The sequence below is a fragment of the Leeuwenhoekiella palythoae genome (assembly GCF_900130045.1).
In the GTDB taxonomy this organism is placed as follows: Bacteria; Bacteroidota; Bacteroidia; order Flavobacteriales; family Flavobacteriaceae; genus Leeuwenhoekiella; species Leeuwenhoekiella palythoae.
On the sequence record NZ_FQXT01000001.1, the window covers coordinates 721,210 to 746,385 of the forward strand.

At 44.1% G+C, this 25,176-nt stretch carries 13 protein-coding genes; 8 read left to right on the forward strand and 5 right to left on the reverse strand.

Going from position 1 to position 25,176, the window contains the following annotated elements; genetic code table 11:
* Nucleotides 1-13: 13 nt before the first annotated feature.
* The 8 genes from BUA96_RS02910 (at nucleotide 14) to BUA96_RS02945 (ending at nucleotide 15,868) form a co-directional block, all read left to right on the forward strand.
* Nucleotides 14-1,387 carry an FGGY-family carbohydrate kinase gene (locus BUA96_RS02910; RefSeq protein WP_072980155.1) on the forward strand — a complete coding sequence of 458 codons (1,374 nt, stop codon included), beginning with the start codon at nucleotides 14-16 and terminating at the stop codon, nucleotides 1,385-1,387.
* Between the two features lie 5 nt (nucleotides 1,388-1,392).
* Nucleotides 1,393-2,544 carry an alpha-hydroxy acid oxidase gene (locus BUA96_RS02915; protein WP_072980157.1) on the forward strand — a complete coding sequence of 384 codons (1,152 nt, stop codon included), beginning with the start codon at nucleotides 1,393-1,395 and terminating at the stop codon, nucleotides 2,542-2,544.
* Between the two features lie 2 nt (nucleotides 2,545-2,546).
* Nucleotides 2,547-3,974, forward strand: coding sequence for a purine-cytosine permease family protein (locus BUA96_RS02920; RefSeq protein WP_072980159.1), 1,428 nt, complete (start codon nucleotides 2,547-2,549; stop codon nucleotides 3,972-3,974).
* Nucleotides 3,975-4,243: 269 nt separating this feature from the next.
* Complete coding sequence (locus BUA96_RS02925) at nucleotides 4,244-5,671, forward strand: glycoside hydrolase family 28 protein (protein ID WP_164916947.1); 1,428 nt, start codon at nucleotides 4,244-4,246, stop codon at nucleotides 5,669-5,671.
* Between the two features lies 1 nt (nucleotide 5,672).
* Nucleotides 5,673-8,183, forward strand: a complete 2,511-nt coding sequence (locus BUA96_RS02930) for a glycosyl hydrolase 115 family protein (RefSeq protein ID WP_072980483.1) — start codon at nucleotides 5,673-5,675, stop codon at nucleotides 8,181-8,183.
* A gap of 2 nt (nucleotides 8,184-8,185) precedes the next feature.
* Nucleotides 8,186-10,057, forward strand: a complete 1,872-nt coding sequence (locus tag BUA96_RS02935; protein WP_072980161.1) for a rhamnogalacturonan lyase — start codon at nucleotides 8,186-8,188, stop codon at nucleotides 10,055-10,057.
* Nucleotides 10,058-10,062: 5 nt separating this feature from the next.
* Nucleotides 10,063-13,710 carry a DUF4450 domain-containing protein gene (locus BUA96_RS02940; protein WP_072980163.1) on the forward strand — a complete coding sequence of 1,216 codons (3,648 nt, stop codon included), beginning with the start codon at nucleotides 10,063-10,065 and terminating at the stop codon, nucleotides 13,708-13,710.
* 4 nt (nucleotides 13,711-13,714) lie between these two features.
* Nucleotides 13,715-15,868 (forward strand): hypothetical protein, encoded by a 2,154-nt coding sequence (locus BUA96_RS02945; protein ID WP_072980166.1) that lies wholly within the window; start codon nucleotides 13,715-13,717, stop codon nucleotides 15,866-15,868.
* 240 nt (nucleotides 15,869-16,108) lie between these two features.
* Here BUA96_RS02945 and BUA96_RS02950 read toward each other — a convergent pair whose 3' ends face one another.
* The 5 genes from BUA96_RS02950 to BUA96_RS02970 all read right to left on the reverse strand — a co-directional run bounded on the left by BUA96_RS02950 (nucleotide 16,109) and on the right by BUA96_RS02970 (nucleotide 24,988).
* Nucleotides 16,109-17,050, reverse strand: a complete 942-nt coding sequence (locus BUA96_RS02950; protein WP_233430600.1) for a glycoside hydrolase family 43 protein — start codon at nucleotides 17,048-17,050, stop codon at nucleotides 16,109-16,111.
* A gap of 147 nt (nucleotides 17,051-17,197) precedes the next feature.
* The gene (locus tag BUA96_RS02955; protein WP_072980170.1) at nucleotides 17,198-18,142 is read right to left on the reverse strand and encodes an alpha/beta hydrolase; all 945 of its coding nucleotides are present in this window, start codon (nucleotides 18,140-18,142) and stop codon (nucleotides 17,198-17,200) included.
* Nucleotides 18,129-21,095, reverse strand: a complete 2,967-nt coding sequence (locus tag BUA96_RS02960; RefSeq protein ID WP_072980172.1) for a glycoside hydrolase family 2 protein — start codon at nucleotides 21,093-21,095, stop codon at nucleotides 18,129-18,131. The genes BUA96_RS02955 and BUA96_RS02960 overlap by 14 nt, the downstream gene beginning before the upstream one ends.
* A gap of 10 nt (nucleotides 21,096-21,105) precedes the next feature.
* On the reverse strand, nucleotides 21,106-22,230 hold the full coding sequence (locus tag BUA96_RS02965) for a glycoside hydrolase family 88/105 protein (protein WP_072980174.1): 1,125 nt from the start codon (nucleotides 22,228-22,230) through the stop codon (nucleotides 21,106-21,108).
* A gap of 25 nt (nucleotides 22,231-22,255) precedes the next feature.
* Entirely contained in the window at nucleotides 22,256-24,988 is a 2,733-nt protein-coding gene (locus BUA96_RS02970) for a glycosyl hydrolase (protein ID WP_072980485.1), read from the reverse strand.
* Between the last annotated feature and the right edge of the window lie 188 nt (nucleotides 24,989-25,176).

Consider the following 25,176-nt stretch of genomic DNA (forward strand, 5'->3'; position numbering starts at 1 on the left):
CAAGCAAGAGTAGATGAAGAAAACAGTTACGGCAGTATTTGATATAGGGAAAACCAATAAAAAATTCTTTCTTTTTGATGCTGAATTTCAAGAGGTTTATCGCGAGTACGTTCAGTTTGATGAAATCACAGATGAAGACGACCATCCTACCGAAGATCTTTCAGCACTTCGCGATTGGTTAAAAACCGTTTTTGACCGTATGCTCAAAACTGAAAAGTATGATATCAAAGCCATCAATTTTTCTTCATACGGGGCTAGCTTAGTACATCTCGATGAGAACCGCGATGTGATTTTCCCGCTATATAATTATACGAAATCGATTCCGCAGGAAATTATTGACAGCTTTTACGAGAAATACGGTCCGGAAGAAGATTTTCATCAAAAAACTGGTTCGTCTAGCTCTGGAATGCTCAATGCCGGAATGCAACTCTACTGGTTGAAAAATACCAAGCCGGAAGTTTTTAAGAAAATTAGGTATTCTTTACACCTTCCGCAGTATTTAAGTTTTGTATTTACGGGAATTCCGCTGAGCGAGTACACCAGTATAGGTTGTCATACCTCGCTTTGGGATTTTGAAAAAAGAGATTATCACGATTGGGTGTATGCCGAAAACTTAGATCAGATCCTCCCGCCTATCGTTTCTACCGAAACGAGCATCAATATGAATTATAACGGTAAGCGTATTAAAATTGGCGTGGGTATTCACGACAGTTCTGCGGCTTTGCTTCCGTATGTACGCAGTCTTAAAAATCAATTTATTTTGATTTCTACGGGAACCTGGAGTATCGCGTTAAATCCGTTTGTAGAACGCACTTTGAGCAAAAAAGATGTGGCAGATGATTGTATCAATTATATGCGCATTAATGGAAAACCAGTTAAATCGGCCCGCCTTTTCTTGGGTAATGAATACAGCATTCAAGTAAAAAAGCTCACTGAGCACTACGGCGTAGACAAAGACTATCACAAGACGGTAAAATTTGATCCCGAGATTCATTACGAGATCGTAAAAGAATTTGAAAAGCTATTTAAATGGGAATCGATTGTCGATCCTGAAATGCCTGAAGAAACCCATTTGCGTTATACCTCATTTGAGGACGCCTATCATCATTTAATGATGGAACTCGTGCTACTTCAAGTAGAGAGTATTAAAAGCGCCAAAGGGAATATGACCATCGAAAAACTCTTTGTTGACGGTGGTTTCAGCGATAACGATATCTATATTCATTTGTTATCGCATCACTTCAGAACAATGGAATTGCGCACCACAGACTCCTCGCTGGGATCTGCCTTAGGCGCAGCGATTTGTATCTCTGACACCCAACTGAACTCTAAATTTTTAAAGAAAAATTATTCGATGAAAAAGCATATTCCTTTCATCGCTAAATAAACACTATGGCTAACTCCTTTGACACTGCATATCCATCGGTTGATGATTTACGCTCCAAAGCAAAAAAGCGCGTTCCCGCCTTTGCTTTTGAATATCTGGATGGTGGTTGTAATGAAGATGTAAGCATACAACGCAACACTTCAGAAATACGCGATGTACAGCTACAGCCGCGTTACCTCAACAATTACGGACAAAGTTCGACGAAGACCAAAGTACTTGGGATGGAATTTGACGCGCCATTTGGTATCGCTCCGGTGGGATTACAAGGACTGATGTGGCCCAATTCGCCAGCGATCTTGGCTAAAGCAGCGCATAAAAATAACATTCCGTTTATTTTGAGTACGGTGACCACAATGAATATTGAAAAGGCCAGCGAACTCACCGAAGGAAATGCGTGGTTTCAGTTGTATAATCCTGTTGAAGATGCGGTGCGCAACGACATTATAGACCGTGCCGAAGCTGCCGGTTGTCCGGTTTTAGTGCTGCTGTGTGATGTACCTACTTTTGGCTACCGACCACGAGATTTTAGAAACGGACTCGCACTTCCGCCAAAGATGTCTGCCAAAAATATTATGCAGATTTTAGGTAAACCTACTTGGGCGTTTAACACGCTTAAACACGGTCAGCCCACCTTTGAAAACCTAAAACCCTATACGCCGGAAGGTTTAAATCTGAAACAACTTGGCGCGTTTATGGACCGTACCTTTTCAGGAAAACTCAACGAAGAAAAAATAAAACCCATCCGCGATCGCTGGAAGGGAAAACTAGTACTCAAAGGTGTACAATCGTTGCAAGACACTCAGGATGCCATAAGAATGGGCTTTGATGGAATCATCGTTTCTAATCACGGCGGCCGCCAACTGGATGCTGCACAATCAACGATTAATTCGTTAAAAGAAATTGCAGCCACCTACGGGGATCAAATTGAAGTAATGATGGACAGTGGTTTACGCTCAGGGCCAGATATCGCGCGTGCGATGGCTTGTGGTGCTAAATTCACTTTTATGGGACGCTCCTTTATGTACGGCTGTGGCGCACTAGGTAACAAAGGCGGAGATCACACCATCGGGATGCTCAAAACCCAATTCAAACAAGTGATGGATCAATTGGTGTGTGAGCGCGTTGAAGATCTACCCAAACATTTAATAACCTCCTAACTATGTCGCAATACAATCAAGAAGAAGAAACTATAGAGGAAATCGCCGGTGGTGAATTTGAACGCCAGGCGGTACCTCAATCCAGACTACAAAGTTGGAAGGCATTTTTAGGTATGTACGCCGGAGAGCACGCTGCAGGAACCGAATTTGTAATCGGTCCGTTATTCCTTACTACGGGAGTAAGCGCTTTTGACCTTATCGTTGGATTGCTCATTGGGAACTTAATGGCGGTTTTGAGTTGGCGTTTTTTAACGGCAGAGATCGGAACCAAGTTTCGATACACGCTGTATTTCCACCTTGAAAAAATCTGCGGAAAACGCTTAGTAACCGCTTACAATCTCGCCAATGGTGTACTCTTCTGTTTCCTTGCCGGGGCGATGATCACGGTTTCGGCTACAGCCGTTGGGATTCCGTTTGATATGGAAATGCCCAAACTCACCGATACGACTCCTAACAGTCCTACATGGGTGATCATTGTGATCGCTATTGGTGCTGTGATCTCCATAATTGCTGCAAAAGGATATCAAACCGTAGCAAAAGCCGCAAACTGGATGTCTCCGGTGATTGTGCTGGCGTTTATCGCTTGTGGCGTGGTGGCGTTGATTCAGTTAGATGTACACAGCTTTACCGACTTTTGGAATATTTGGGGAGAAGGTAGCGAACCTTTTCCGGGACAAATAAAATATACGTTCTGGCACGTTGTATTATGGTCGTGGTTTGCCAATGCTGCGATGCACATTGGGATGTCTGACCTCTCTGTGTTCCGCTTTGCGAAAAAACCAAGCGCAGGCTGGACGACCGCCGGCGGAATCTATATCGGGCATTATGTTGCTTGGATTTCAGCCGCCTTGTTATATGCGGTATATCTTAAATCTCCCGAAGCACAAGCAATGCTGGCAGGTGGCGAAGCACCATCGGTAGCTCCCGGTCCTTTAGCTAACAATGCTATTGGAATCTTCGGGATTATTGCCGTGATCCTTGCGGGGTGGACGACTGCAAATCCAACGATCTATCGCGCCGGACTTGCTTTTCAAGCCATTATGCCTAAAGTTTCTACATTTTGGGTTACCATTCTTGCGGGATCTGTAGCCACAATTGCAGGTTTATTCCCCGCTTTTGCAATGAAATTATTAGGCTTCGTAGCACTTTACGGATTCATTCTTGCCCCTATTGGAGCAATAATCGTATTCGATCATTTCTTTGGAAAAACTGCAGGAATTCAACCATTTTATGCTGAAAAAACAGGAGTAAAATTCAATTGGGCGGTATTCGGCGCTTGGGCATTAAGCTTTGGAGTATTTTATTTCATCTCGGTGCAGTATGATGTATTCTTATCCTTCCTAACCTTACCGGCCTGGATAAGCTGCGGAATCCTGTTTTTAATTTTCAGTAAATTTTATCAAACTAAAACTGCTCCGTTGAGTACGTAAACTAGTAATCTTAGATAAACTCCTTCAGGTCAAGCCTAGGAGTATTAAACCTTTTAACGCTGCCCTATAAAGCGTAAACAATAATTATTTGTGTGTGTAAATGGTCGTCAAGCTCGCAACTGACGGCCATTTCTTTTTAATAAAATAATATGGGACAGGTAGGGACAGGATGCTCCAAATCAATAAAACGTATATTTTACAGTTAATTTTACTTTTATTGCATGATGAACATAAATTCCACGCCCATACTTTCGCTAATTACGTGCTTAATGCTCTTTTCTTGTAAAGAGCCTAAGGCCTCTGAAAGTAAAACTTCAACACCTGAGTGGATCAGCGAAGTAGGCGCTGAGGAGATCGAATTCAATAAAAAAGTCTTCTATGTAAATGACTACGATGCCATTGCAGACGGAAGCGCATTAACTACTGCTGCTATTCAAAAAGCGATTGATGCTGCAGCGGTAAACGGAGGCGGAACCGTCACGTTCAAACCGGGAACCTATCTAAGCGGTTCTATTTTTATCAAAGAAAATGTACATTTTAATATTCCTGAAGGGGTGAAAATTTTGGGTAGCGAGTCGATTGAAGATTACCCCGAGATCGATACGCGCGTTGCCGGTATCGAAATGAAATGGCCTGCCGCACTCATCAACGTTTTAGATCAAAAAAACGTAACAATTGATGGTGAAGGACAGGTGGACGGCCAGGGAAAAGTATATTGGGATTATTATTGGAACTTACGCGAAGAATATGAACCCAAAGGTTTACGCTGGATCGTAGATTATGATGCCAAACGCCCACGTACCTTCTTACTTCAAAATGCTGAAAATGTTTTTCTAAAAGACCTCAACATCCAGCGCGCAGGTTTTTGGACGGTGCAAGTACTCTACTCTAACCATATCACAGTAGATGGCTTGACCATTCGCAACAACATTGGCGGTCACGGCCCCAGTACCGATGGGATCGATATTGACAGCTCTAAGTATATTTTAGTGCAAAACTGCGATATCGATTGTAATGATGATAATTTTTGCTTGAAAGCAGGACGGGATTGGGACGGACTACGAGTTGATCGTCCTACCGAATATGTGGTGATTAGAGATTGTATCGCCCTTGCAGGATCTGGCTTAACGACCATTGGTAGTGAGACAAGTGGTGATATTCGGCACGTATTTGTTTCTAATATTCAAGGAAAAGGAACCAAAACCGGACTCAAAATAAAATCAGCAACCAATCGTGGCGGAACCGTAGAAGACATTCATATGCAAAATATCAAGATGGATAGCGTGGGGACTTTTATGGAAGTTTCGATGAACTGGAATCCTTCATACAGCTACTCCAAATTACCGGAGGGCTATGATTACGATTCCATCCCAAAACGCTGGAAAACCTTATTAGAAGAAGTTACTCCGCCCGAAAAAGGAATTCCAACATTTAAAGATATTAGCATTTCAAACATTGAGGTTCAAGGTGCAAAACGCGCCATTTACGTCAACGGAATGGAAACGTCTACGGTTAATACTATTCAACTGACAGATGTACATATTGCTGCACAAGAAGCCGGTCAAATAACGTACAGTAAAGATTGGACCCTTGACAATGTGAGTCTCAATATCGCCGATGGTTCTACGCTAACTATAGAAAATGCGCCGGCCGTTGAATTCCCTAATACCCTATATATCGCAAATGATGAAGATTAATATGAAATTGAACGTTCTACGCCACATTGCTTTTTCCCTCTGTATGTTGCAGATCACTGCCGCCCGTTCTCAAGCTACAAATCAGTTTGAGCTGGTAACAGATCGTCAAAAAGTGAGTATTGTTTATGATAAAGACGGAGTTGCACTTGATTCTATTGCTGCACATTTACTCGCTGAAGATATTGAACGCGTAAGTGGATATTTACCCACAGTCACCACAAACCAAAATGCTATATCAGGCAACGCAATCGTTATCGGTAATCAAGCCTCTGATCTGATCCAAAGCTTTTCAAAAGTCAGTAAACCACAACAATTAGCTTGGGAAAGCTACAGCATCGAACTTATAAAACCGAAAAACGGCTCAATTACAAATGCTTTGCTTATTGCAGGTACAGATGCACGCGGAACCGCTTACGGCGTGTTTGACATTTCAGAAAAAATTGGCGTTTCTCCTTGGTACTGGTGGGCTGATGTAGTGCCAACCAAACAAAAAGAATTAACACTTGAGATCAATTCATTTCAGTCTAAAAGTCCGAAAGTGAAATACCGTGGTATTTTTCTTAACGATGAAGATTGGGGTTTACAACCTTGGGCAGCGCATACGTTTGAACCCGAAACCGGTGATATAGGTCCTAAAACCTACGCCAAGATCTTTGAATTGCTACTGCGCCTAAAAGCCAATGCCATCTGGCCGGCGATGCACCCCAGCACCAAAGCCTTTTTTCACTATCCGGGTAATCTGAAAATGGCTGAAAATTATGAGATCGTTTTAGGCTCTTCACACGCCGAGCCGATGCTGCGCAACAATGTTGACGAATGGGATCACGAGACGATGGGTGATTTTAACTATTTCAGCAATAAAAAAGAAGTGCTCAAGTATTGGGAAGATCGCGTAGAAGAAGCTCAAAACGCCAACGGAATTTACACCGTGGGAATGCGTGGCGTACACGACAGCGGAATGGCGGGCGCAAAAAGCACAGAAGACGCGGCTAATATCCTCAATCAAATCATTCAGGATCAACGGAAACTTTTACAAAAGCACGTTGGGAATCCAGACGAAATCCCTCAAGTATTTACTGTTTACAAGGAAGTGCTGGATCTCTATGAATATGGCCTCGAACTTCCGGAAGACATCACCCTTATGTGGACCGACGACAACTATGGCTACATTCGCCGATTAAGTAACGCTGAAGAACGCCAACGCAGCGGCGGAAGTGGTGTATATTATCACGCCTCATACTGGGGAAGACCGCACGATTACCTCTGGTTGAGCACCACCCACCCGGCACTCATTAGAGAAGAACTGCTCAAAGCCTACGACACCGGCGCCGACAAGATCTGGATTCTTAATGTAGGCGATCTTAAACCTGCAGAATACACTATGCAGTTCTTTATGGATCTCGCTTTTGATCCCGAATCCTTTAGAAAACCGGATAGCTATAAACAACATATGACTGATTTCTACGAAGGAATCTTCGGAAGTGATCTAGGAGCCGAAATTAGCAGCCTGCGGGAAACCTATTATGACCTCGCCTGGCTCAGAAAACCTGAATTTATGGGGTGGAGTCAAACCGAACCTACGCGTCCCACACATTTGACAGAATTCAGTTTAGAAGAAGAAAATCCGCAGCGGCGTGCCGCTTATCGACAACTGGAACACAAAGTTCAGGAACTCACCAATAAAATAGATGATGCACAACAAGACGCTTGGTTTCAGCTTGTGACCTACCCTATTTTGGGCGCTTCAGCAATGAATCATAAATATTTATATCGGGATTTAGCGAGTTTCAATGCGAAACAGAATCCAGAATTAATGCAAAACTATCAGGATTCCATCGCGCTAAAACAACAGCAGATTCAGGAGCTTACCAAAAAGTACAACACCCAGATCGCTGATGGAAAATGGAATAAAATGATGCACAGTGCGCCACGTAATTTACCGGTTTACAAAATACCGGATGCCGTACTTGCTGATGAAGAAGTAAATCGGAAATATTCAAAGCCCGTGATCTCAAGGAAGGTGGCTGACTTTTCTGATGCAGCAAATTTTAAAGAAGGCTTTCCGCAGGAATTAACAGGTTTAGGGTACTCTAAAACTGCATTACAACTCACGCCTGTTACTCAAAAAGCATATTCAGCTACAGATTTTACAGGCAACCCCGTTTTGCATTATGATATAAATCTTGAGCAAAGTCTTGACAACGCTGTCCTTACGCTTACCGCTGTTCCCAATCACCCAATCACGGGTGAGCAGCAGTTGCAAATTGGTGTTCAATGGGACGATCAAGCGATACAAATTATCGATTTTAAAACACAAGGAAGAAGCGCAGACTGGAAGACTAACGTCTTGCGTAATCAGGCACGCGCTTCAGTAAACCTTCAAAAACTCAATCCCGGAAAACATCAATTAAAACTAATTGTAATTGATCCCGGCGTACTGCCCGATTATTTCACGATTAGCGCAAAACACCAGCCTTTACCCTACACCTTTCAACCACAGGAAACACCTTAACTATGAGCTTTCAATTTAAAAAATATGGTCTAATCATTGTTTTACTCTGTCTATCTCAAGCCTGCATTGCACAACGTCTCATGGAGCACTTAGATCGTGGCGTGGTGGTCATTCCGCAAGAAGATCAGACTGCGGTAGTCAGCTGGCGGGTTTTAGGTACAGACCCTGACGAACTTCATTTTAATTTGTACCGCCAGACCGGCGAGGAAACACCTCAAAAACTGAATACAGCATCTATTTCTGGCGGTACATTTTTTATTGATACTGATATAGATTGGTCTAAAAAAAACACCTGGTTTGTGACTTCGGTTTTAAACGGAAAAGAAATCAAAGAGCCCGGTACGTTCAGTATTGCGGCAAATGCCGAGCACAAACCTTATCTAAGTATTCCACTTCAAACTCCGGATGGCTACGCTCCCGGGGATGCCAGCACAGCAGACCTTGATGGAGACGGGCAATACGAGTTGGTTATTCACCAGATGGGAAGAGGGCACGACAACTCCCATCGCGGACTAACAGACGACCCTATTTTTCAGGCCTACGAGTTGTCTGGCGAGCTATTATGGGAAATCAACCTCGGAAAAAACATTCGGGAAGGAGCACATTACACACAGTTTTTGGTTTACGATTTTGACAGCGATGGCAAAGCCGAAATGGTCTGCAAAACAGCAGACGGCACCACCGATGCATTAGGCAATGTCATAGGCGATCCTGAAGCTGACTGGCGCGATACCGATGAAAAAAGTAGAACCTACGGCAAGATCCTAAAAGGCCCCGAATATCTCACCGTTTTTGACGGTCAAACCGGGAAAGCACTTGCCACAACCGATTATATCGCACCGCGTGGTGACATCAGCAAATGGGGTGGTCACGGTGGAAACGGGGGCAATGACAATACCGGAAATCGCGTAGATCGCTTTACCGCTTGTGTGGCCTATTTAGATGGGATTCATCCTAGTTTTGTGATGGGACGCGGTTATTATGGTCGCACCGTGCTTGCCGCTTTTGATTTTAAAAATAACAAGATCAGTTCGCGCTGGGTATTTGATAGTGAGAACCGAGAAAATCCGTATTCAGGACAAGGAAATCATAACCTCTCGGTTGCAGATGCCGATGGCGATGGTAAAGACGAGATCATCTTTGGCGCAATGGCTATTGATGATGACGGCACAGGAATGTATTCCACCGGTTTTAGACACGGTGACGCGATTCACGTAAGTGATCTGGACCCCGATGTCCCCGGCTTAGAACGTTTTGGAATTCACGAGATCGAAAACGGAACGGAAGGTCCGGGAATTGCGCTCTTTTCTATAAAAGACGGAACCGTTTTATACACCGCCGAACCCAATCGCGATATTGGTCGTGGCGTAGCTGCCAATATAGACACCACCCGTGTAGGTGCGCAAATGTGGTGGCTGGGCTCCCACGACTTACACGACAACAAAGGAAAAGTAATTGGTAAAGCACCACGCTCTGCCAACTTCCTGATCTGGTGGGATGGCGATTTTAGCCGCGAACTTTTAGACCGTACCTACATTGCTAAATATGGAAAAGGAATGCTATTCAAGGCCGATGGTGCTACGTGGTCTAAAGGGAGTAAAGCGACACCTTCCTTAAGTGCTGATATTCTTGGGGATTGGCGTGAAGAATTACTCCTCCCAAGTAAAGAGGGTGACGAGATGCGCATCTACTCCACCACCATTCCTACCATGCAACGTATGTACACATTGATGCACGACCCGCAATACCGCTTGAGCATCGCTTGGCAAAATGTAGGCTACAATCAACCGCCGCATACCGGTTTTTATATGGGCTATGGAATGAAAAAAGCTCCAAAACCCAATATAAAATTGATTCCGGAAACTATAGACTGATCGAGATGCACGCCAGTAACACCAAACGTTTTTTAAAACCACTCTTTATTCTGTTTTTAATAGGCTTTACCTGGTCAGGACGTGGCCAGCAAAAACAGGAATATTGGCATAACAAACCAAGAACACTTCATTACAAACCGGAGGGGAACAGTTTTGTTCTGGTTAATGGTTCTCGAAAATTCAATCGTGCTCTGTACGGTACCAATACCGGTTTTAGAGTAGAAACCGGTGACCTGCCGGAATTTGCATTATACCTGCCCGGAATGGGTGGAAATTTCAAACTGGGAATATCTAAGGAAATAGAATCCAAATGGATCACTGAAGCCGACAGCATTACAACCAAATACATTCCCGGAATGATGGAGTACGAAATTCGTGATGCACTCTTAGGCAACGGATTTTTAAAACTTAGTGTTTTGGCTTCAGCAGAAACCGAAGGATTTCTTTTAAAGGTTGAAGAACATAATATTCCCAAGGCTGTTGCTCTTCATTGGCTTTTTGGCGGTGCCAGTGGAAAGAAATTCCATCGTGATGGCGATATTGGCGCAGACCCGGAGGCGGTATTTTATCTACAACCGGAATATACCCGGCACAATGCTTATGAACTCAAAGAAAATGGATTTAGGCTTAAGTTTAATTGGGATGCAAAAAGTCAGACCAATAAAAAAACACTGACCGCGTCTGTTCCTGAAGGACCTCTGAATTTAGGAAGTGCTCACGCTATTCAAAATCCCAATACTCTTCAACGAGCTACATTAGATTCACTTCCTGTCATTTATGGCACGGTCGACAGATCTGCCGCGCAAACCTATTATTGGAACATTGAGCATACGATAAACGATACTTCTGATAAAGCATTAAGCAATGCTTCAGCCTTTAAAAAAGCAAGATTCAAAGCAGATACCTTAGCAAACAGAATTAAACTAAATACTCCTGATCCGTACCTCAATACCTTAGGTGGTGCGCTGGCTACAGGGGCAGATGCGATTTGGGAGGATCCCGCTTTTTTACACGGTGCCGTAGCCTGGCGGATGCACCTCAACGCATGGCGTGGGGCCTATAATGCAGATTTGTTAGGTTGGCACGATCGCGCAAAAACCCATTTTAAAAGCTACGGAAATTCTCAAGTGCTCGAACCCGAACGTGGACCCGTTGTCCTTGACAGCAGTCGTAATTTCGCCCGACAGAAAGAGGTTTTGGGTACGGCGATGTTCAGTAAAGGTTACATCAGCAGGCATCCCAACCGCAATGATCGGGCGCATCACTATGATATGAATCTGGTTTTTATAGACCAGCTCCTTACCTATTTCAACTGGAACAACGATCCCGAGTTTTTAGAGGAAATCTTTCCGGTAATCGAACGGCATTTGGCTTGGGAAAAGCGTAACTACGACACTAACGATGATGGTTTGTATGATGCATACGCGGCAATCTGGGCAAGTGACGCCTTGCAATACAGCGGCGGTGCAGTCACGTATACTTCGGCTTATAATTATCGCGCAAATACTTTAGCGGCAAAGCTAGCAGAGCGTCTGGGTAAAGATCCGCAAGCCTATTTAGATGAAGCCGAAAAGATAAAAACAGCCATTCAGCAAAAATTATGGCTTCCAGATCAAGGGGTGTATGCCGAATACCAAGATGCTTTGGGCAATCAATTACTTCACACGTCTCCCGGAATTTGGACGGTGTATCACGTCATCGATAAAGCAGTGCCTGATGCATTTCAGCAGCAGCAAGCCTTACATTATATTCAAAAGCAAATTCCGCATATTCCGGTGCAGGCCGAAGGACTTCCATACGAAGATCTCGAATTGATTTCCACCACAAACTGGCAACCCTACACCTGGTCTGTAAACAATGTAGCACTTGCTGAAAACCTCAACACTGCACTGGCCTTCTGGCAGGGTGGGAATCCCGAAGCAGGTTATAAACTTTTTGAAAGCGCTTTGGTGGAGAGTATGTATTTGGGCGCATCACCGGGTGGCTTTCAGCAGTTATCCTTTTATGATGCGATTCGAGGGGAATTGTATCGGGATTTTGCCGACCCGATCGGTGTAGCTTCCCGGGCTTTGGTAGAAGGACTTTTTGGTATTCAACCCAATCTTTTGGAACACAAACTAAAAATCAAGCCGGGTTTTCCTGAAGACTGGGATCACGCCAGCCTCAATCTTCCTGACCTTGATGTTGCTTTCAAAAAAACCGAAAATACCACAACCTACACAATTGCTAATAAGTTTAAAACCGATGTAGATCTGGAGCTGGAATTGAGCCTCAATACCACCGCTATCAAAGCGGTTTTAGTCAATGGAAATTCGGTGAATTATCAACTGGTCGCTGAGGCCATTGGTAAACCGAAAATTTTAATTCCGGCGGGGACTCATAAAAACTATACGATTCAGGTCACTACTGAAGGCACTACGCCTGAAAAACTTCAAAGCAACGCTTTTTATACGCAAGGAGCAGCTTTTGAACTCAAATCAAATAAAGCAGAACTCCTCGAGCTCAAAGATCCTCAAGGCATTCTGTCTGACACAGCGCTTTCTACGGAAAAACTTTCAGGAAACATTACCGCTACAACCGGACACAAAATGCTTTTTGTAAAGCTGAAACAGAACGACATGACATGGTGGCAACCGATAGAAATTGAAATAAAATCAAAATTTCAAATCCTATCTACACAACTGGAAAACGACCATTTGGCGATAACCATTCAAAATAATACCGATGCACAGATTTCCGGTGATTTAGAGATCAACCATACAGCTGCGCAACAGATAAGTTTCAAAGCTAGAGAATCAGCAACCATAATATTGGCACTGGCGGAATGCTTTCCGGGAACAAACCTGCTTGAGCTGCGCTTTGCTTCGGGAGAAAAAATTCAGCTGCCATTTACCAATTGGGATATTCCAAACTCCAGCAGAAAGCAGCAATCGATGCCAAACATCAGTAGCTTTTTTAATGCACGGGTAGACGAAGTATTTCAGCAGCAGTATTTGAGTCCGCGCCCCCAATCTCCTACCCTGCAACTCCCTACTACCGGCGTTGGCAATTGGTGTTATCCCAATGTCGCTGAGGATATTCATCTGGATGATAGCGGACTTCGCAAGGCTTCCAAATCCGGAGTTCTTGAGGGATCTAATGAAATCCTTTACGCAACATCTTCAGAAGAAAATGCGCTCAATATTGCATTCGCCTCAAAATGGGACAACTATCCCGATTCGATCACTATTCCGCTTAGAGGCAAGGCATCCCACGCGTATTTGATGATGGCAGGAACCACCAACCCGATGCAAACCCAACTGGTAAATGGCACAGTAACTGTCACCTATACTGATGGAACTACCACAGTTTTAGAACTTAAAAACCCTGAAAACTGGTGGCCTATCGAGCAGGATTATTTTACCGATGGCTATGCGTTTACCACCGGTGCGCCCAAACCACCTCGGGTGATTTTTAAAAATGGCGAGATTAAACGCGATTTTAAGGACTATATCAACATTCACGGCTTTACCAATTACGGAATCGATGGTGGCGCAGGAACGATTCTCGACCTTCCGCTCAACCCACAAAAAACACTAGAAAAACTAACGCTCGAAGCGCAGGCGAATGATGTGATCATCGGGCTGATGAGTATCACATTATTGAAACCATAAGAAAATGAAAAATACATTCTGGATCACCACAATCGTTTTTGCTTTAAGCCTCTATGGATGTAAACAAGAACAATATAAAGATGAAACCGCAGATAACGCTATAAACCGAAAAGCGGTTGTCACCAGGCACAACGTGCACATTTCTGAAGTAGATACGCTTGCTTCGTTAACCGTGGGCAATGGTGCTTTTGCGTTTACAACAGATGTCACGGGGTTGCAAAGCTTTCCGGAATATTATCAAAGAGGAATTCCTTTAGGAACCTTGTCTGAGTGGGGTTGGAATGCTAAACCCAACGATCAAGGCTATTCCTTTGAGGAAACCTTAAAAGACTATGATCAAAACGGAAGAAAAGTATCTTATGCCACGCAGGTAAAAAGCCCGCAACATGCCAAGGAAGCTGTTGAATTTTTTCGGTCAAATCCGCATCGGGTACATTTAGGAAATCTGGGGTTTGAACTCACCAAAAAGGATGGAACTCCGGTTAAACCGGAAGACCTCAGCGACATGGATCAAACCTTAGATTTATGGACGGGCCTGCTCACCAGTTCGTTTGTTGTTGAAGGTATTCCTGTGCAAGTGAAAACCGCCAGCGCTCCAGATAGTGACGCCATCGCCGTTCAGGTAAATTCAGCCTTAATTGCAAGTGGCCAATTGAAAATACATCTGCGTTTTGCGGCCCCAACTGCTGCCTGGACCGATTATGGCACGCAGTGGGAAAATCCAAAACATTATAAAAGCAGTATAGCAGCGCAAGATGATACTTCTGCCTTGATCGAACGTCAGTTGGATTCACTGAACTATAAAGTTGCTCTAAATTGGGAAGGAACGGCCACAGTTTCTGAAAAGAAAGCACACTATTTTCTCGTGGAACCTACAGGAGACCAAATCGCATTAACCTGCACGTTTGCAGATTCAGAACCGAAAGGAAAGAACGCTACCGAAACCATTTTTAAAAATAGCGCAACAGCTTGGGAAAGCTATTGGTCTAATGGCGGAATTGTAGATTTCTCAGGAAGTACCAATCCGCGAGCAAACGAACTCGAGCGTCGTGTGGTGCTCTCCCAATACTTGACCAAAGCACAAACTGCCGGAAAAATGCCACCGCAAGAAACCGGACTTACGTATAACAGTTGGTATGGGAAGCCGCATTTGGAAATGCATTGGTGGCACGGGGTTCACTACGCACTTTGGGGCAGACCTCAATATTTAAAAAACACATTAAACTGGTATGAAAGTGCCTTTGATAATGCCAAAGCCCTGGCGGAACGTCAAGGATTCAAAGGTGCGAGGTGGCAAAAAATGACCGATCCGTACGGAGATGAAGGTCCTTCATCTGTAGGTGCTTTTCTGGTTTGGCAACAACCGCATTTCATCACCTTTGCCGAACTGCTTTACCGGGCAGACTCTAGCAAAGCAACGCTCAACAAATACAAAGAACGCGTTTTTGCTACCGCAGATTTTATGGCTTCGTTTCCCGATTATGATAAAGAAAATGATCGCTATGTATTGGGGCCACCGGTAATTCCTGCACAGGAGCGTTTTGAAAAGACCGAAACCTTCAATCCAACCTACGAACTCGCGTATTGGAATTGGGCGCTCAAAACCGCTTCAAGATGGAAAGAACGCGTTGGCGAATCTGTTCCTGAGCAATGGACGGAGGTTCTTGAGAAGCTTTCGGATTTGCCGGTTCAAGAGGATTATTATTTGGCCACAGAAAGCGCCACAGATTCCTACACCAACCCTGAGTTCTTAACCGATCATCCTTCGGTTTTTGGAGCCTATGGGATGCTCCCGGAAACGTCCTTACTCAACAAGGCTACGATGCGCAATACTTTTGATAAAGTTTGGGAAGTGTGGACATGGGAAGATACCTGGGGCTGGGATTTCCCGATGACAGCGATGACCGCTGCGCGATTGGGAATGCCTGAAAAAGCTGTAGATGCCTTATTTATGGATGTACAAACCAACACCTATCTTAAAAATGGTCACAACTATCAAGAAGAACGTTTAACGCTGTATATGCCCGGTAACGGCGGTTTGCTTACTGCGGTGGCGATGATGTGCGCGGGTTGGGATGGCTCAGAAACTAAAAATCCCGGATTCCCAAAAGACGGAAGCTGGGATGTAAAATGGGAAGGCCTGGAACCGTTTTTCTGATTATGAATTAAAAATTCTGAATTACTGAATATATCAATATCGGAAAAATTAGAAGGAATCATAGCTTCCTAAGGTTCAAAACAGTCGTAAAAAGCTCCAGAAGATTGGATTGATAGCAACGAAGAGCTGGAGTTGATTCTTGAAGCATCTTTGATGAGAAGCTGAAACAAGTTCAGCATGACGACTCAAAAAACCTAAATGTTAGCGCGCGATTGCATCGCGTGCTTGTATATAAAAACCTTACTTATCGAGAAACACCTCCTGAATCGCTTTCAATTCTTCAGTTGAAACCTGTATCGCTGTACCGTGACGTATACCGTCAGGAAAAGAAACCTGATCAGAAATATCAGTCCAATTTTTTAAGTCGGTTGATTGTACAGCGCCGTATTGATGATCTGTATACTTATCAAAATACACCAACCACTTGCCATCCTTCTGAATCGCGGTAGGGCCTTCTGCCCAATACTTACCGGTGATGGGAGCGCTCGCTTCAGAATAAGGTCCGATCAAATGTTGCGCAGTAGCTACTTTTAAGTTCTTACGCGCAGGTTCACGAGTTTCATCTTTTAAGAACATCACATACTTTTCACCATCCCATTGAATCATTGCATCTATCGAGTTAAAACCGGGTTCGTATAAGACTTTGGCCTTGGTAAACGCTTTAAAATCTTTGGTGATGGTATAATACATTCTGTGATTGTAACCGGCATCTTTTTCTGATTGCGTTTCCGGGAACAGGCCGGGGATTGTGGTCGCCCAGTAGATCATATATTCATCATTTTGCGCATCATAGGTAATTTCCGGAGCCCAGCAGTTACGCGCTGTTTCCTCGTGCTGCATCACCGGGATGAGTTGCTGCTCAGACCAGTTGATCAAATCTTTAGAAAAAGCATAACCAATTCCACGTTCGGTCCAACCGGTGGTCCAAACCATATGATAGACGCCGTCTCCACCTTTGATCACTGCAGGATCCCGCATTAATTTTTGCTCGCCAACTTCAGGTGTAAGAATCGATTGATCATCATTCAACGATTGCCAATGTAAGGCATCGGTACTGTAGGCTAAATGCAAACCGTCTTCTCCATTTCCTTTAAAATAGGTAAAAATATAGGCTGGATCTTGAGCTTTACACGAGGTGAAAGCTAAAGCTAGTATTAGACAAATAGAGAGGTTTTTGAGCATAGGTAACATGTGTATAGTTAATTTGGTTCGAAGCAGACCGTCCTCTCGAGCGTAGTCGAGAAGTTATTAATCTCATTTTATAATCATAAGGTCTCGACTGCGCTCGACCTGACACCTAGATGTTTAGCGTAAACTAATTGATGCCATTTATTCAGTAATCAAGTCGTGCTTTTTCATCCAAAGGCTTAATGCTGCGGGCCAGGAATCGGCCGTGTGGGTGCCTCCCATTCCAAAACCGTGGCCGCCATCTTCGTATAAATGCATTTCCGCAGGAACTCCGGCATCTTTCAATGCTAAGTAGTAGTTAATGCTGTTTTCTACAGGAACCGCATAATCATCGGTGGCGTGCGCCAGAAAAGCCATCGGGGTTTCGGGCGTTACTTGATACTCGCCGCTATACGCATACGCAGCGCCTCTGGAGGCTTTCTTCCCTAATAAATTATCCTTAGAACCCTGATGCGTAATACCATTTTGCATACTGATCACGGGATAGATCAACACCGAAAAATCGGGTTTTGCGGAAACGCCTTCGGTGGCATCATAAACCTTATCAGCATAATGCGTAGCTGCGGTTGATGCTAAATGCCCTCCCGCAGAAAAGCCCATGATTCCCACTTTTGAAGTATCAATTCCGTAAGTAGAGGCCTGCTCGCGCACATAGCGAATGGCACGCTGTACATCCTGTAGTGGCCCTATGCTTTTATCTTCCATAATCGCATCGCTGGGGAGTCTGTATTTCAATACAAAACCGGTTACGCCTTGCTCGGCAAACCAGGCAGCAAGTTTGTAGCCTTCTTTATCAATCGCCAAATGACCATAACCACCACCCGGACAAATCACTACGGCAGTTCCGTTGGCCTTGACGGCTTCGGGCTCGTAAATGGTCAACGTAGGATCGGTAACCTTATCTACACCATACACCTGCCCGTTATCAGCGTGTTGTACTTCTTGATAGGCTGCATCGGTTTTACTGTTAGGAACTCCGTTTTCCCAAAGTTTGACTTCCTTTTGTGCGTGAAGACTGTTCATACTCACAAAACTAACGCCTAAAACCCATACGAATACCGAATAAACGGATTTATAATTCTTCATAAAATTCTATTTCTACTATACGCAACTGCCCTTTGGCTGCTGCCGCTTTATCGTCTTTAAATAAATCAAGTTCCTTATTGGGATCAACCTCAACAATATCATTAAAGCCATCTTCCTCCTTTTGAGCGCCGGCCAACTGCACCGTGATCTCATCAGTTTTTACTGTTTTCAGAGGAATGGTGATATACCCAAGACTTTGCCAGGACTCGCCCTCAAAGAGGACTTCATCCCCTGCTAAAATACGTAAAGGATATTTTTTTCTGCGCCAACCGGTCAATTTAATCACGCATTCATTGACCTCAGCTTCTTTGGCTAAGGTATAGGTGATCCAACCGGTTTTTGCTTGACCGTCATTGCGCCATTCGGTGAGTTCGTTATCATCATAACTCAGATACGGTTCATCTTCTTCATTAGCGGTTCGTGCCGAACGAATAAACACCGGCTTACGTTTCCATGAAAAAGAAAGTGTTTTGGGTGTAGGACCGCGGTCGAGATAAGATGACAAATCTGCTCCGGGTAATACATTTGCCAATCCGTTTTGGGTTTCAAATGCTTCGGAATCCAATTGTATAGAAGCATTTTTGATTCCGGAAGCTTTAGCTTTAATCTTGATGCTCCCGGCCTGCGTCGTAGATTGAATCATCACGCGATTTACACCATTTTCAACCGGAAGCACTTTCGACTGAATGTAATTATCAGGACCATCTGCAATACCACCCAGCCAGGTTGCCGGACCATCCAGTTCAAATTCGATCTTAGAATTATCAATTGGACAACGCTGCCCGTCTTTATCGACCACTTCAACTTCAAAAAGGGCAACATCCGCACCATCAGCTTTAAATGGAAGTTGTGCTTCTAAACGCTTCAATCGTATGCTATGTGGTGTTCCTGCGGTGGTCTTTTCTGCTGTGCTCAGGATCCTTCCTTCGGCATCATAGCTCACGGCTTTGACACTACCGGTTTCAAACCTTAGATCTTCAAACGTAAACAGAAAACTGTAAGCTTTCTTACCAAAGCCTTGCGACGTTCCGTTGATAAAAAGTTCGACTTTTTCGCCGGTAGAAACCACATAAAAATCTTTTTGTGTGCCGGGTTGATAATTCCAATGCCCCAACATATGCGTGCCGTGCTCTTCTGTATCTACCCAGCCATTCCACATCACCTGATGTGCAAAATAGCCGTCTTTAGGAATACGCATCGGGTCTACTTCCCCACTCGTACGGTAATTTTGTTCCCCGCGATAATGCGTGTTGGAGTCTGAAAAAATAATATTCACACCCCCCGAACTCACGCGGTGACCGGTTCCCGGGCGGGCTTCATAATAATCATGCCAGCGAATAACATCCTCGATCGCGTGCCGATCCTGATTGTGATTGTAAGACGTTGCCGGTTCCCCTTTGTATAAAGGTCCGTCGCCTTCTTTATGAAAAGGTGGTGAAAACTCATCCCAATATTTGCGCATCCCTTCATCCCGACTGTACTCAGTAGCCCACATCGGGATTCCTGCACTTTTATTGATGTAAAGCATCTCGCCACCATATTCTGCTTCACGGCTATCTAGCATTTCACGCGAACCAATAGCACGCCCGCCATAGGGGTCGTAGGTATCGCGTAAGCTCTTCATCTCGGCCATATGCGCCTCACTAATGGACTCATTCCCGCTTTCATAAAACACAATACTGGGATTATTTCTATTGTAGATTATTGCGTCGCGCATCAGGTTGGTACGTTGTTTCCAATGGTCGCCTTGAGAATCTTTTTCGGCATCCCCGGCAGGCATCGCTTGGAGCAGGCCCACGCGATCGCAAGACTCGATATCCTGTTTCCACGGAGTCACGTGCATCCAACGTACAAGATTTCCGTTGCCTTCGACGATCATACGATTACTAAAATCACTCAACCACGCCGGGACAGACATCCCGATCGCCGGCCACTCATTACTGGTGCGCTGGGCATAGCCTTTCATTTGCAATACGCGATCGTTGAGATAAACTTTTCCTTCTTTGAATTCGGTCTTTCTAAAACCGGTTTGGGTACTGACTTCATCAATGACGTTACCATCAACTTTCAACATCGATTTAACCGTATACAAATACCCGTAACCCCAACTCCAAAAATTCAAATCATTGAGACGTTGTGCTGCGGAAACTATCGTGCGCTCCCCCGGTTTAAGACTAGTTTCCGCTCCCGTAAATTCAGCAACCTTTTTATTATCCAGGTCAAAAACAGCTACCGAATATTGAAAGGTTTTAGATGAGTCATATTCGTTTTTTACTTCAGATTCGACGTGCACAGTCGCTGAGGCCTGTGGAATATCAAAAGCCATAGCATAGACATAAACTCCCGTAGTTTCAAGATTTGAATACAGCGGAAGCGTTTGATATAAGTTATCGGTAATGTGCAGAAATACGTTTTTAGGAATCCCGCCGTAGTTTGCATTAAAATTGATGTTATTCCACCTGTAGGTTGCATTAGTGCTGCGCTGACGGTAATGCCAATCATTGTCAATGCGCAAGGCAATAGAATTCTCCTTCCCGTCAAATACAACGATATCGCTAAGATCTAAACCAAAAGCCATTACCCCGTTTTCGTGCAAACCTATCTGTTTCCCATTTACAAAAATGTCTCCACCTTGACGGATGCCTTCAAATTCTAAAAAGATCTTTTGTCCCTTTGCCGCTTCCGGAAGTACAAAATTTTTACGGTACCAAACAATTCCTGTGCTGTGCTCATCAATGGATTTTAAAAAGGCCTCCTCTTGATTGTACGCGTGCGGCAATGTTACCTCCGTCCATCCTTCGGTGTCAAAAGAAGTAGCCTCAGCACCTTCAATCTCACCGGTTTTAAACTGCCAATCGCTATTGAAATTATAGGTTTGGCGCTGTGCAAAAAGGCTTTGCAGCGTAACTGCAAAGCCTAGTAGCATAAGTATATTTTTTAAGCGTTTAGGCATCCCTTAAATTTTAGTATTCTAAACGGTACAATTCGGCTCCTGCCAGCAGAAAGCACCCCAAACCATAGTCTTCAAAATCAGGGATCTTCTCATAAGATAGGGGCTGCCCGTCTTTTGGTTCTTTTCCGGTGGATTGTAACCAACCTAAAAAGCCATTCTCGTGAAGCGATTCTGAGACCATCGCATTCCAAGCTTTGGTAATTACCGGCAAGTACTTTTCACGGTCTAATAAATCGTTGTTGATTCCATAGGCGATTCCGTAGACAAATAAAGCCGTACCCGAAGTTTCTTTCCCTCCAAAATGTGTTGGGTCGTGCAAACTCACATTCCAAAACCCATCTTCGCGCTGTACTTTTACAAGGGCTTCGGCCATCGCCTGCAAGTCTTCAATATACTGCTCGCGGTGCGGAGCATCTTCAGGAATGATCGAAAGCGTCTTTGCCAACGCAGCGATCACCCAACCATTACCACGACTCCAATACGAGTCTTCTCCGTTAGGCTCAGTGTACGGCGGATCAAAATCAGCGTCACGCCACCACAAACCATCTTCCGGATTGAACAAACCCTTTTCACCAATAACGTTGCGGCTTTCCATATACATCTCGTACATCTTTTCAAAATAGCGCGCATCATTTTCCAGTACGCCCATTTTAGCAAAAACCGGCATTCCCATTTGTATGGCATCGATCCAATCCCAATCGCCATTTTGTGGTGTTACCAAAAACTTTTGCATACAGGCTCTGGTGTTCTTCAGCTTTTCAGGATCGGGTTGCAAATTGTACAAATCAATGTAAGTCTGCGCTGCATCATAATCATCTGCATTACGGGTTTCATTTCCACTGCGGAAACCCCACTGATGAAAATCGGCCCAATCTAAAGCATATTGATAATATTCTTTTTTAGGGTAGATCTCGTGCAAAGCCATCAAACCTTCATAATACACGCCGCGCGTCCAAATGTTACTCGGGCGTTCTTTATTGGTGATGATGGTTTTGCCTACATCAGGCCATTTCTTCATAAAATACGCATTGGCAAGTTCCATTTTTGCGAGCACATCATCCCGATTGATTTGTTGCTGCGCCGCACAATTAAAGTTGAATGCTGCCAAAACAGCTAAAACCAGTAGTTTTCTCATCTATATTCGTTTTATATCTCGTGAATTATTTTGTTTCTATAGCCAATGGCACCAATTGAACAGGCCCCAAAAGTCCTGAAGGTGTAGGTTCCCAGACGGTGGCATCAAAAGGTTTATAATCTTTATTTACCATATTGATCTCGTAAAAGGTCTTCCATTCTTCCCCGCGCAATTCTTTAGCGCGAAGTCGGTTTGCTGCCAGATTGGTCACCTTAATGGTTAAAGTATTTTCCCCGGCCTGCAATGCACCAAGATCCAAATGGTATGGCGCCGACCAAGCGGTACCCACATAGGTGTCATTCAGCCACACGGCAGCACTTTCTCTTACATCTCCCAGATCAAGTTGCCATGTACCTGCTTCGGTTTCCGGTTTAGTAAACGTGGTGGTATAGCTTGCAGTACCTGAAAAATGCTCAGCATCTTCGCCAAGTTTCGTCCAGGATTTTAAACTACTCAAAGTCGCAGCTTCCGGAAGCACAGGTCCTCCTTCTTCAAAGTTGATATTCCATTCAGTTTCTAGCGGAATTCCTTCAGCCATTGGCGTCGTATACGCCCAGTGTTCTTCAGGCAAACTCCAATTGGTTTTTAAGATCAACGCATCGCCCGAAGCTATTTGCACTTTAACCTCAGCCTGTCCTTCGGTAGTACGAACAGCTGCCGTACCCACTTTTCGCGTAAGCGGATCTAAAAGCACTGCATTATCGACATTGCCCGATAATGGAATATAGGTATCAATAGCTTCTGAAGTATGATTGACCAAATAGTAAATCTTAGAATTGCCTTGAGCTCTTCTGATAAATTTCAATCCCGATTCTACTAAGGTTTCAGGATGTACTTCCGCTGCACGTAGACCTGATTCTAAAGCAGTAATGGCTAAATTATTTTTAGCGATCAGGTCTTGAAGTGCTGCAGTTTGTTGTTCATATTCAAAATATCCGGGAACGCTTTCTGGTAAGCCGGTAAAGATCACAGAAGCTCCGGCGTTTTTGAGTGCTACCAGTTTTTCTAAACTGGCTAACGGCATGAATTCGCAATCAGGAATTACCAAAGCTTTATAAGTTCCGCCGGGTAAAACGATGTTTCCATTTTCTACTTTAGCTTGCTTTAAAAAAGCATCCGAAAGAAAATCGACACCGTAGCCCTTATCCATCAAGGTGTTTGTGGTCTCATAGAACGGCGTATCAAGCAACCACTCATTTAAAGAATGGATCTTAAACTGAAAAAATAAATTCCCATCCTTGTAACTATTGTATTGGTCATAAATAGGCCAATATAACAAGGTCTCGTTATCTGCTTTTCCTTCTTGTAAAACCGATTGCACATTGCCGAGGTAGCCAAACAATGCCGAAGCATCTTTCCAGATGGTATTCTTCGGACTAAAATTTACTGAAGCATAGAACTTCCAGCCCGGCCAACCGGCACGCTCCGGAGAATACGTAGAGCCGTGTAAGAAAATATGATTCACGCCATTGAGCAGTAATTCTTCCGCCTCAGGCTTTGCCTGAGACAAGGCTGTTTTAAAATGTTCTCTAAGCCAGGTAAAAGTTTCTGAGGAAATAAGCGGTTTCCCGGCAATATGACCTGCCGAAGAAGAGAATTTGAGCATCACGGGATCTGCATCGCCCGTACGAATATTTTCTTCTTCGCGTCGAAAGCCTTTGATATCAAAAGGCATCGAACCAAAAGTCTCACACTCCGGGATATCTGCCGAAGCATAAAGATCAATAAGATTCCCCGGCGAGCCGTGGGCTTGTAATTTGGTTTTAAATCCGTGTTGGTTTGACCAATCGGTCCAAGGCTCATTGAATTGATGCAGGAGTAAATCAGACAGTGTTTCGCGATAATCGCTCTTAACGCGATTTCCTAAATCGTTATCGCTATCACTCAATAAAAGATTGATGTGAGGTTTAAGGTCATAACCCCGCCATTGTTTAAAAAAATCAAAAAACTTCGGTGTAAAGTCGGTACCATAAACTTCATAGCTGTCGTTAAAAATCGCGCGCAGATGCCCTTGAATTTCGGAAAATGCTGTATCATAAGGTTGTACATAATCTTCAAATGCCTCTTTAGAGTAATGATCTAAGGTATAGCCGGCACCTCCCGGAGCTGCCCGCTTTACTTGCTGCCCGGTTTTGCCGGTAAACAAAGCATAAACCGTGTAAGCAGCATCTTGCGCGGTCCACTTTAATTTGTTTTCAGTTACATCTGAGGTTAGATCTTTAAAATTATCCTTAGTATCATAAGCCAGCACAGCGCTCAGGGACGCGGGCTGTCGTTCTTTTGCATCCGGCTTTAATTCTTGATCAAAGACCTCGCCTTGCTTGAGTTCGTACTTTTGAACAACCAATTTGGTCGCGGCAAATTCACGCTCTACCTGAGGGCCACCATACGGCCATCCGGTACCCAAAACCATATCTACACCAAGCCCCAGGCTGTCTGCAGTAGTGATTGTAAAATCAAGAAGCTCTAAATATTCCGGAGAAAGAAACTCGAGAAATTGTTCTTCTTCGCCTTTAGCTCCATATATAGGAGTGATCTCTACGCCGCCCAATCCGGCTTTTTCAAAAGCGATTAGATGTTCTTTGATGTTGGGTTTATCAACCGCGCTTCCCATCCACCACCAGCGCGTCCAGGGCTTAGCGGTTTGTGTCAGTTCTGGCCAAAGAGCCGCATCAGTTGCGACCGCTTGGGTGTCCTGATGTTGACAGCTAAAAAACAATAAGCAACCCACCACTGTGGAAAAAAGAGAAAAACGCATAAAAGAGTGTTGAAAATTGAAAATACAATGCATTGCAAAGCGCTTCAAGTTAGGCTAAAATTAGAAGTTCAAGAAGCATTTGCTATCCTGTGCCGTCCTGTGAAAACTATTATTTATTGCTCAAATTCGTAATGTACAGGACACCACAGCACGGTAAGTACAGGACAGCTACAACGTTGTAATAGCAT

What these genes read in the sequence shown, in the direction of transcription:
- BUA96_RS02950 (WP_233430600.1), bottom strand. Translation starts at nt 17,050, where the DNA reads ATGCTCAAAAACCTCTCTATTTGTCTAATACTAGCTTTAGCTTTCACC.
- BUA96_RS02920 (WP_072980159.1), top strand. Translation starts at nt 2,547, where the DNA reads ATGTCGCAATACAATCAAGAAGAAGAAACTATAGAGGAAATCGCCGGT.
- BUA96_RS02930 (WP_072980483.1), top strand. Translation starts at nt 5,673, where the DNA reads ATGAAATTGAACGTTCTACGCCACATTGCTTTTTCCCTCTGTATGTTG.
- BUA96_RS02940 (WP_072980163.1), top strand. Translation starts at nt 10,063, where the DNA reads ATGCACGCCAGTAACACCAAACGTTTTTTAAAACCACTCTTTATTCTG.
- BUA96_RS02960 (WP_072980172.1), bottom strand. Translation starts at nt 21,095, where the DNA reads ATGCCTAAACGCTTAAAAAATATACTTATGCTACTAGGCTTTGCAGTT.
- BUA96_RS02945 (WP_072980166.1), top strand. Translation starts at nt 13,715, where the DNA reads ATGAAAAATACATTCTGGATCACCACAATCGTTTTTGCTTTAAGCCTC.
- BUA96_RS02970 (WP_072980485.1), bottom strand. Translation starts at nt 24,988, where the DNA reads ATGCGTTTTTCTCTTTTTTCCACAGTGGTGGGTTGCTTATTGTTTTTT.
- BUA96_RS02915 (WP_072980157.1), top strand. Translation starts at nt 1,393, where the DNA reads ATGGCTAACTCCTTTGACACTGCATATCCATCGGTTGATGATTTACGC.
- BUA96_RS02935 (WP_072980161.1), top strand. Translation starts at nt 8,186, where the DNA reads ATGAGCTTTCAATTTAAAAAATATGGTCTAATCATTGTTTTACTCTGT.
- BUA96_RS02925 (WP_164916947.1), top strand. Translation starts at nt 4,244, where the DNA reads ATGCTCTTTTCTTGTAAAGAGCCTAAGGCCTCTGAAAGTAAAACTTCA.
- BUA96_RS02910 (WP_072980155.1), top strand. Translation starts at nt 14, where the DNA reads ATGAAGAAAACAGTTACGGCAGTATTTGATATAGGGAAAACCAATAAA.
- BUA96_RS02965 (WP_072980174.1), bottom strand. Translation starts at nt 22,230, where the DNA reads ATGAGAAAACTACTGGTTTTAGCTGTTTTGGCAGCATTCAACTTTAAT.
- BUA96_RS02955 (WP_072980170.1), bottom strand. Translation starts at nt 18,142, where the DNA reads ATGAAGAATTATAAATCCGTTTATTCGGTATTCGTATGGGTTTTAGGC.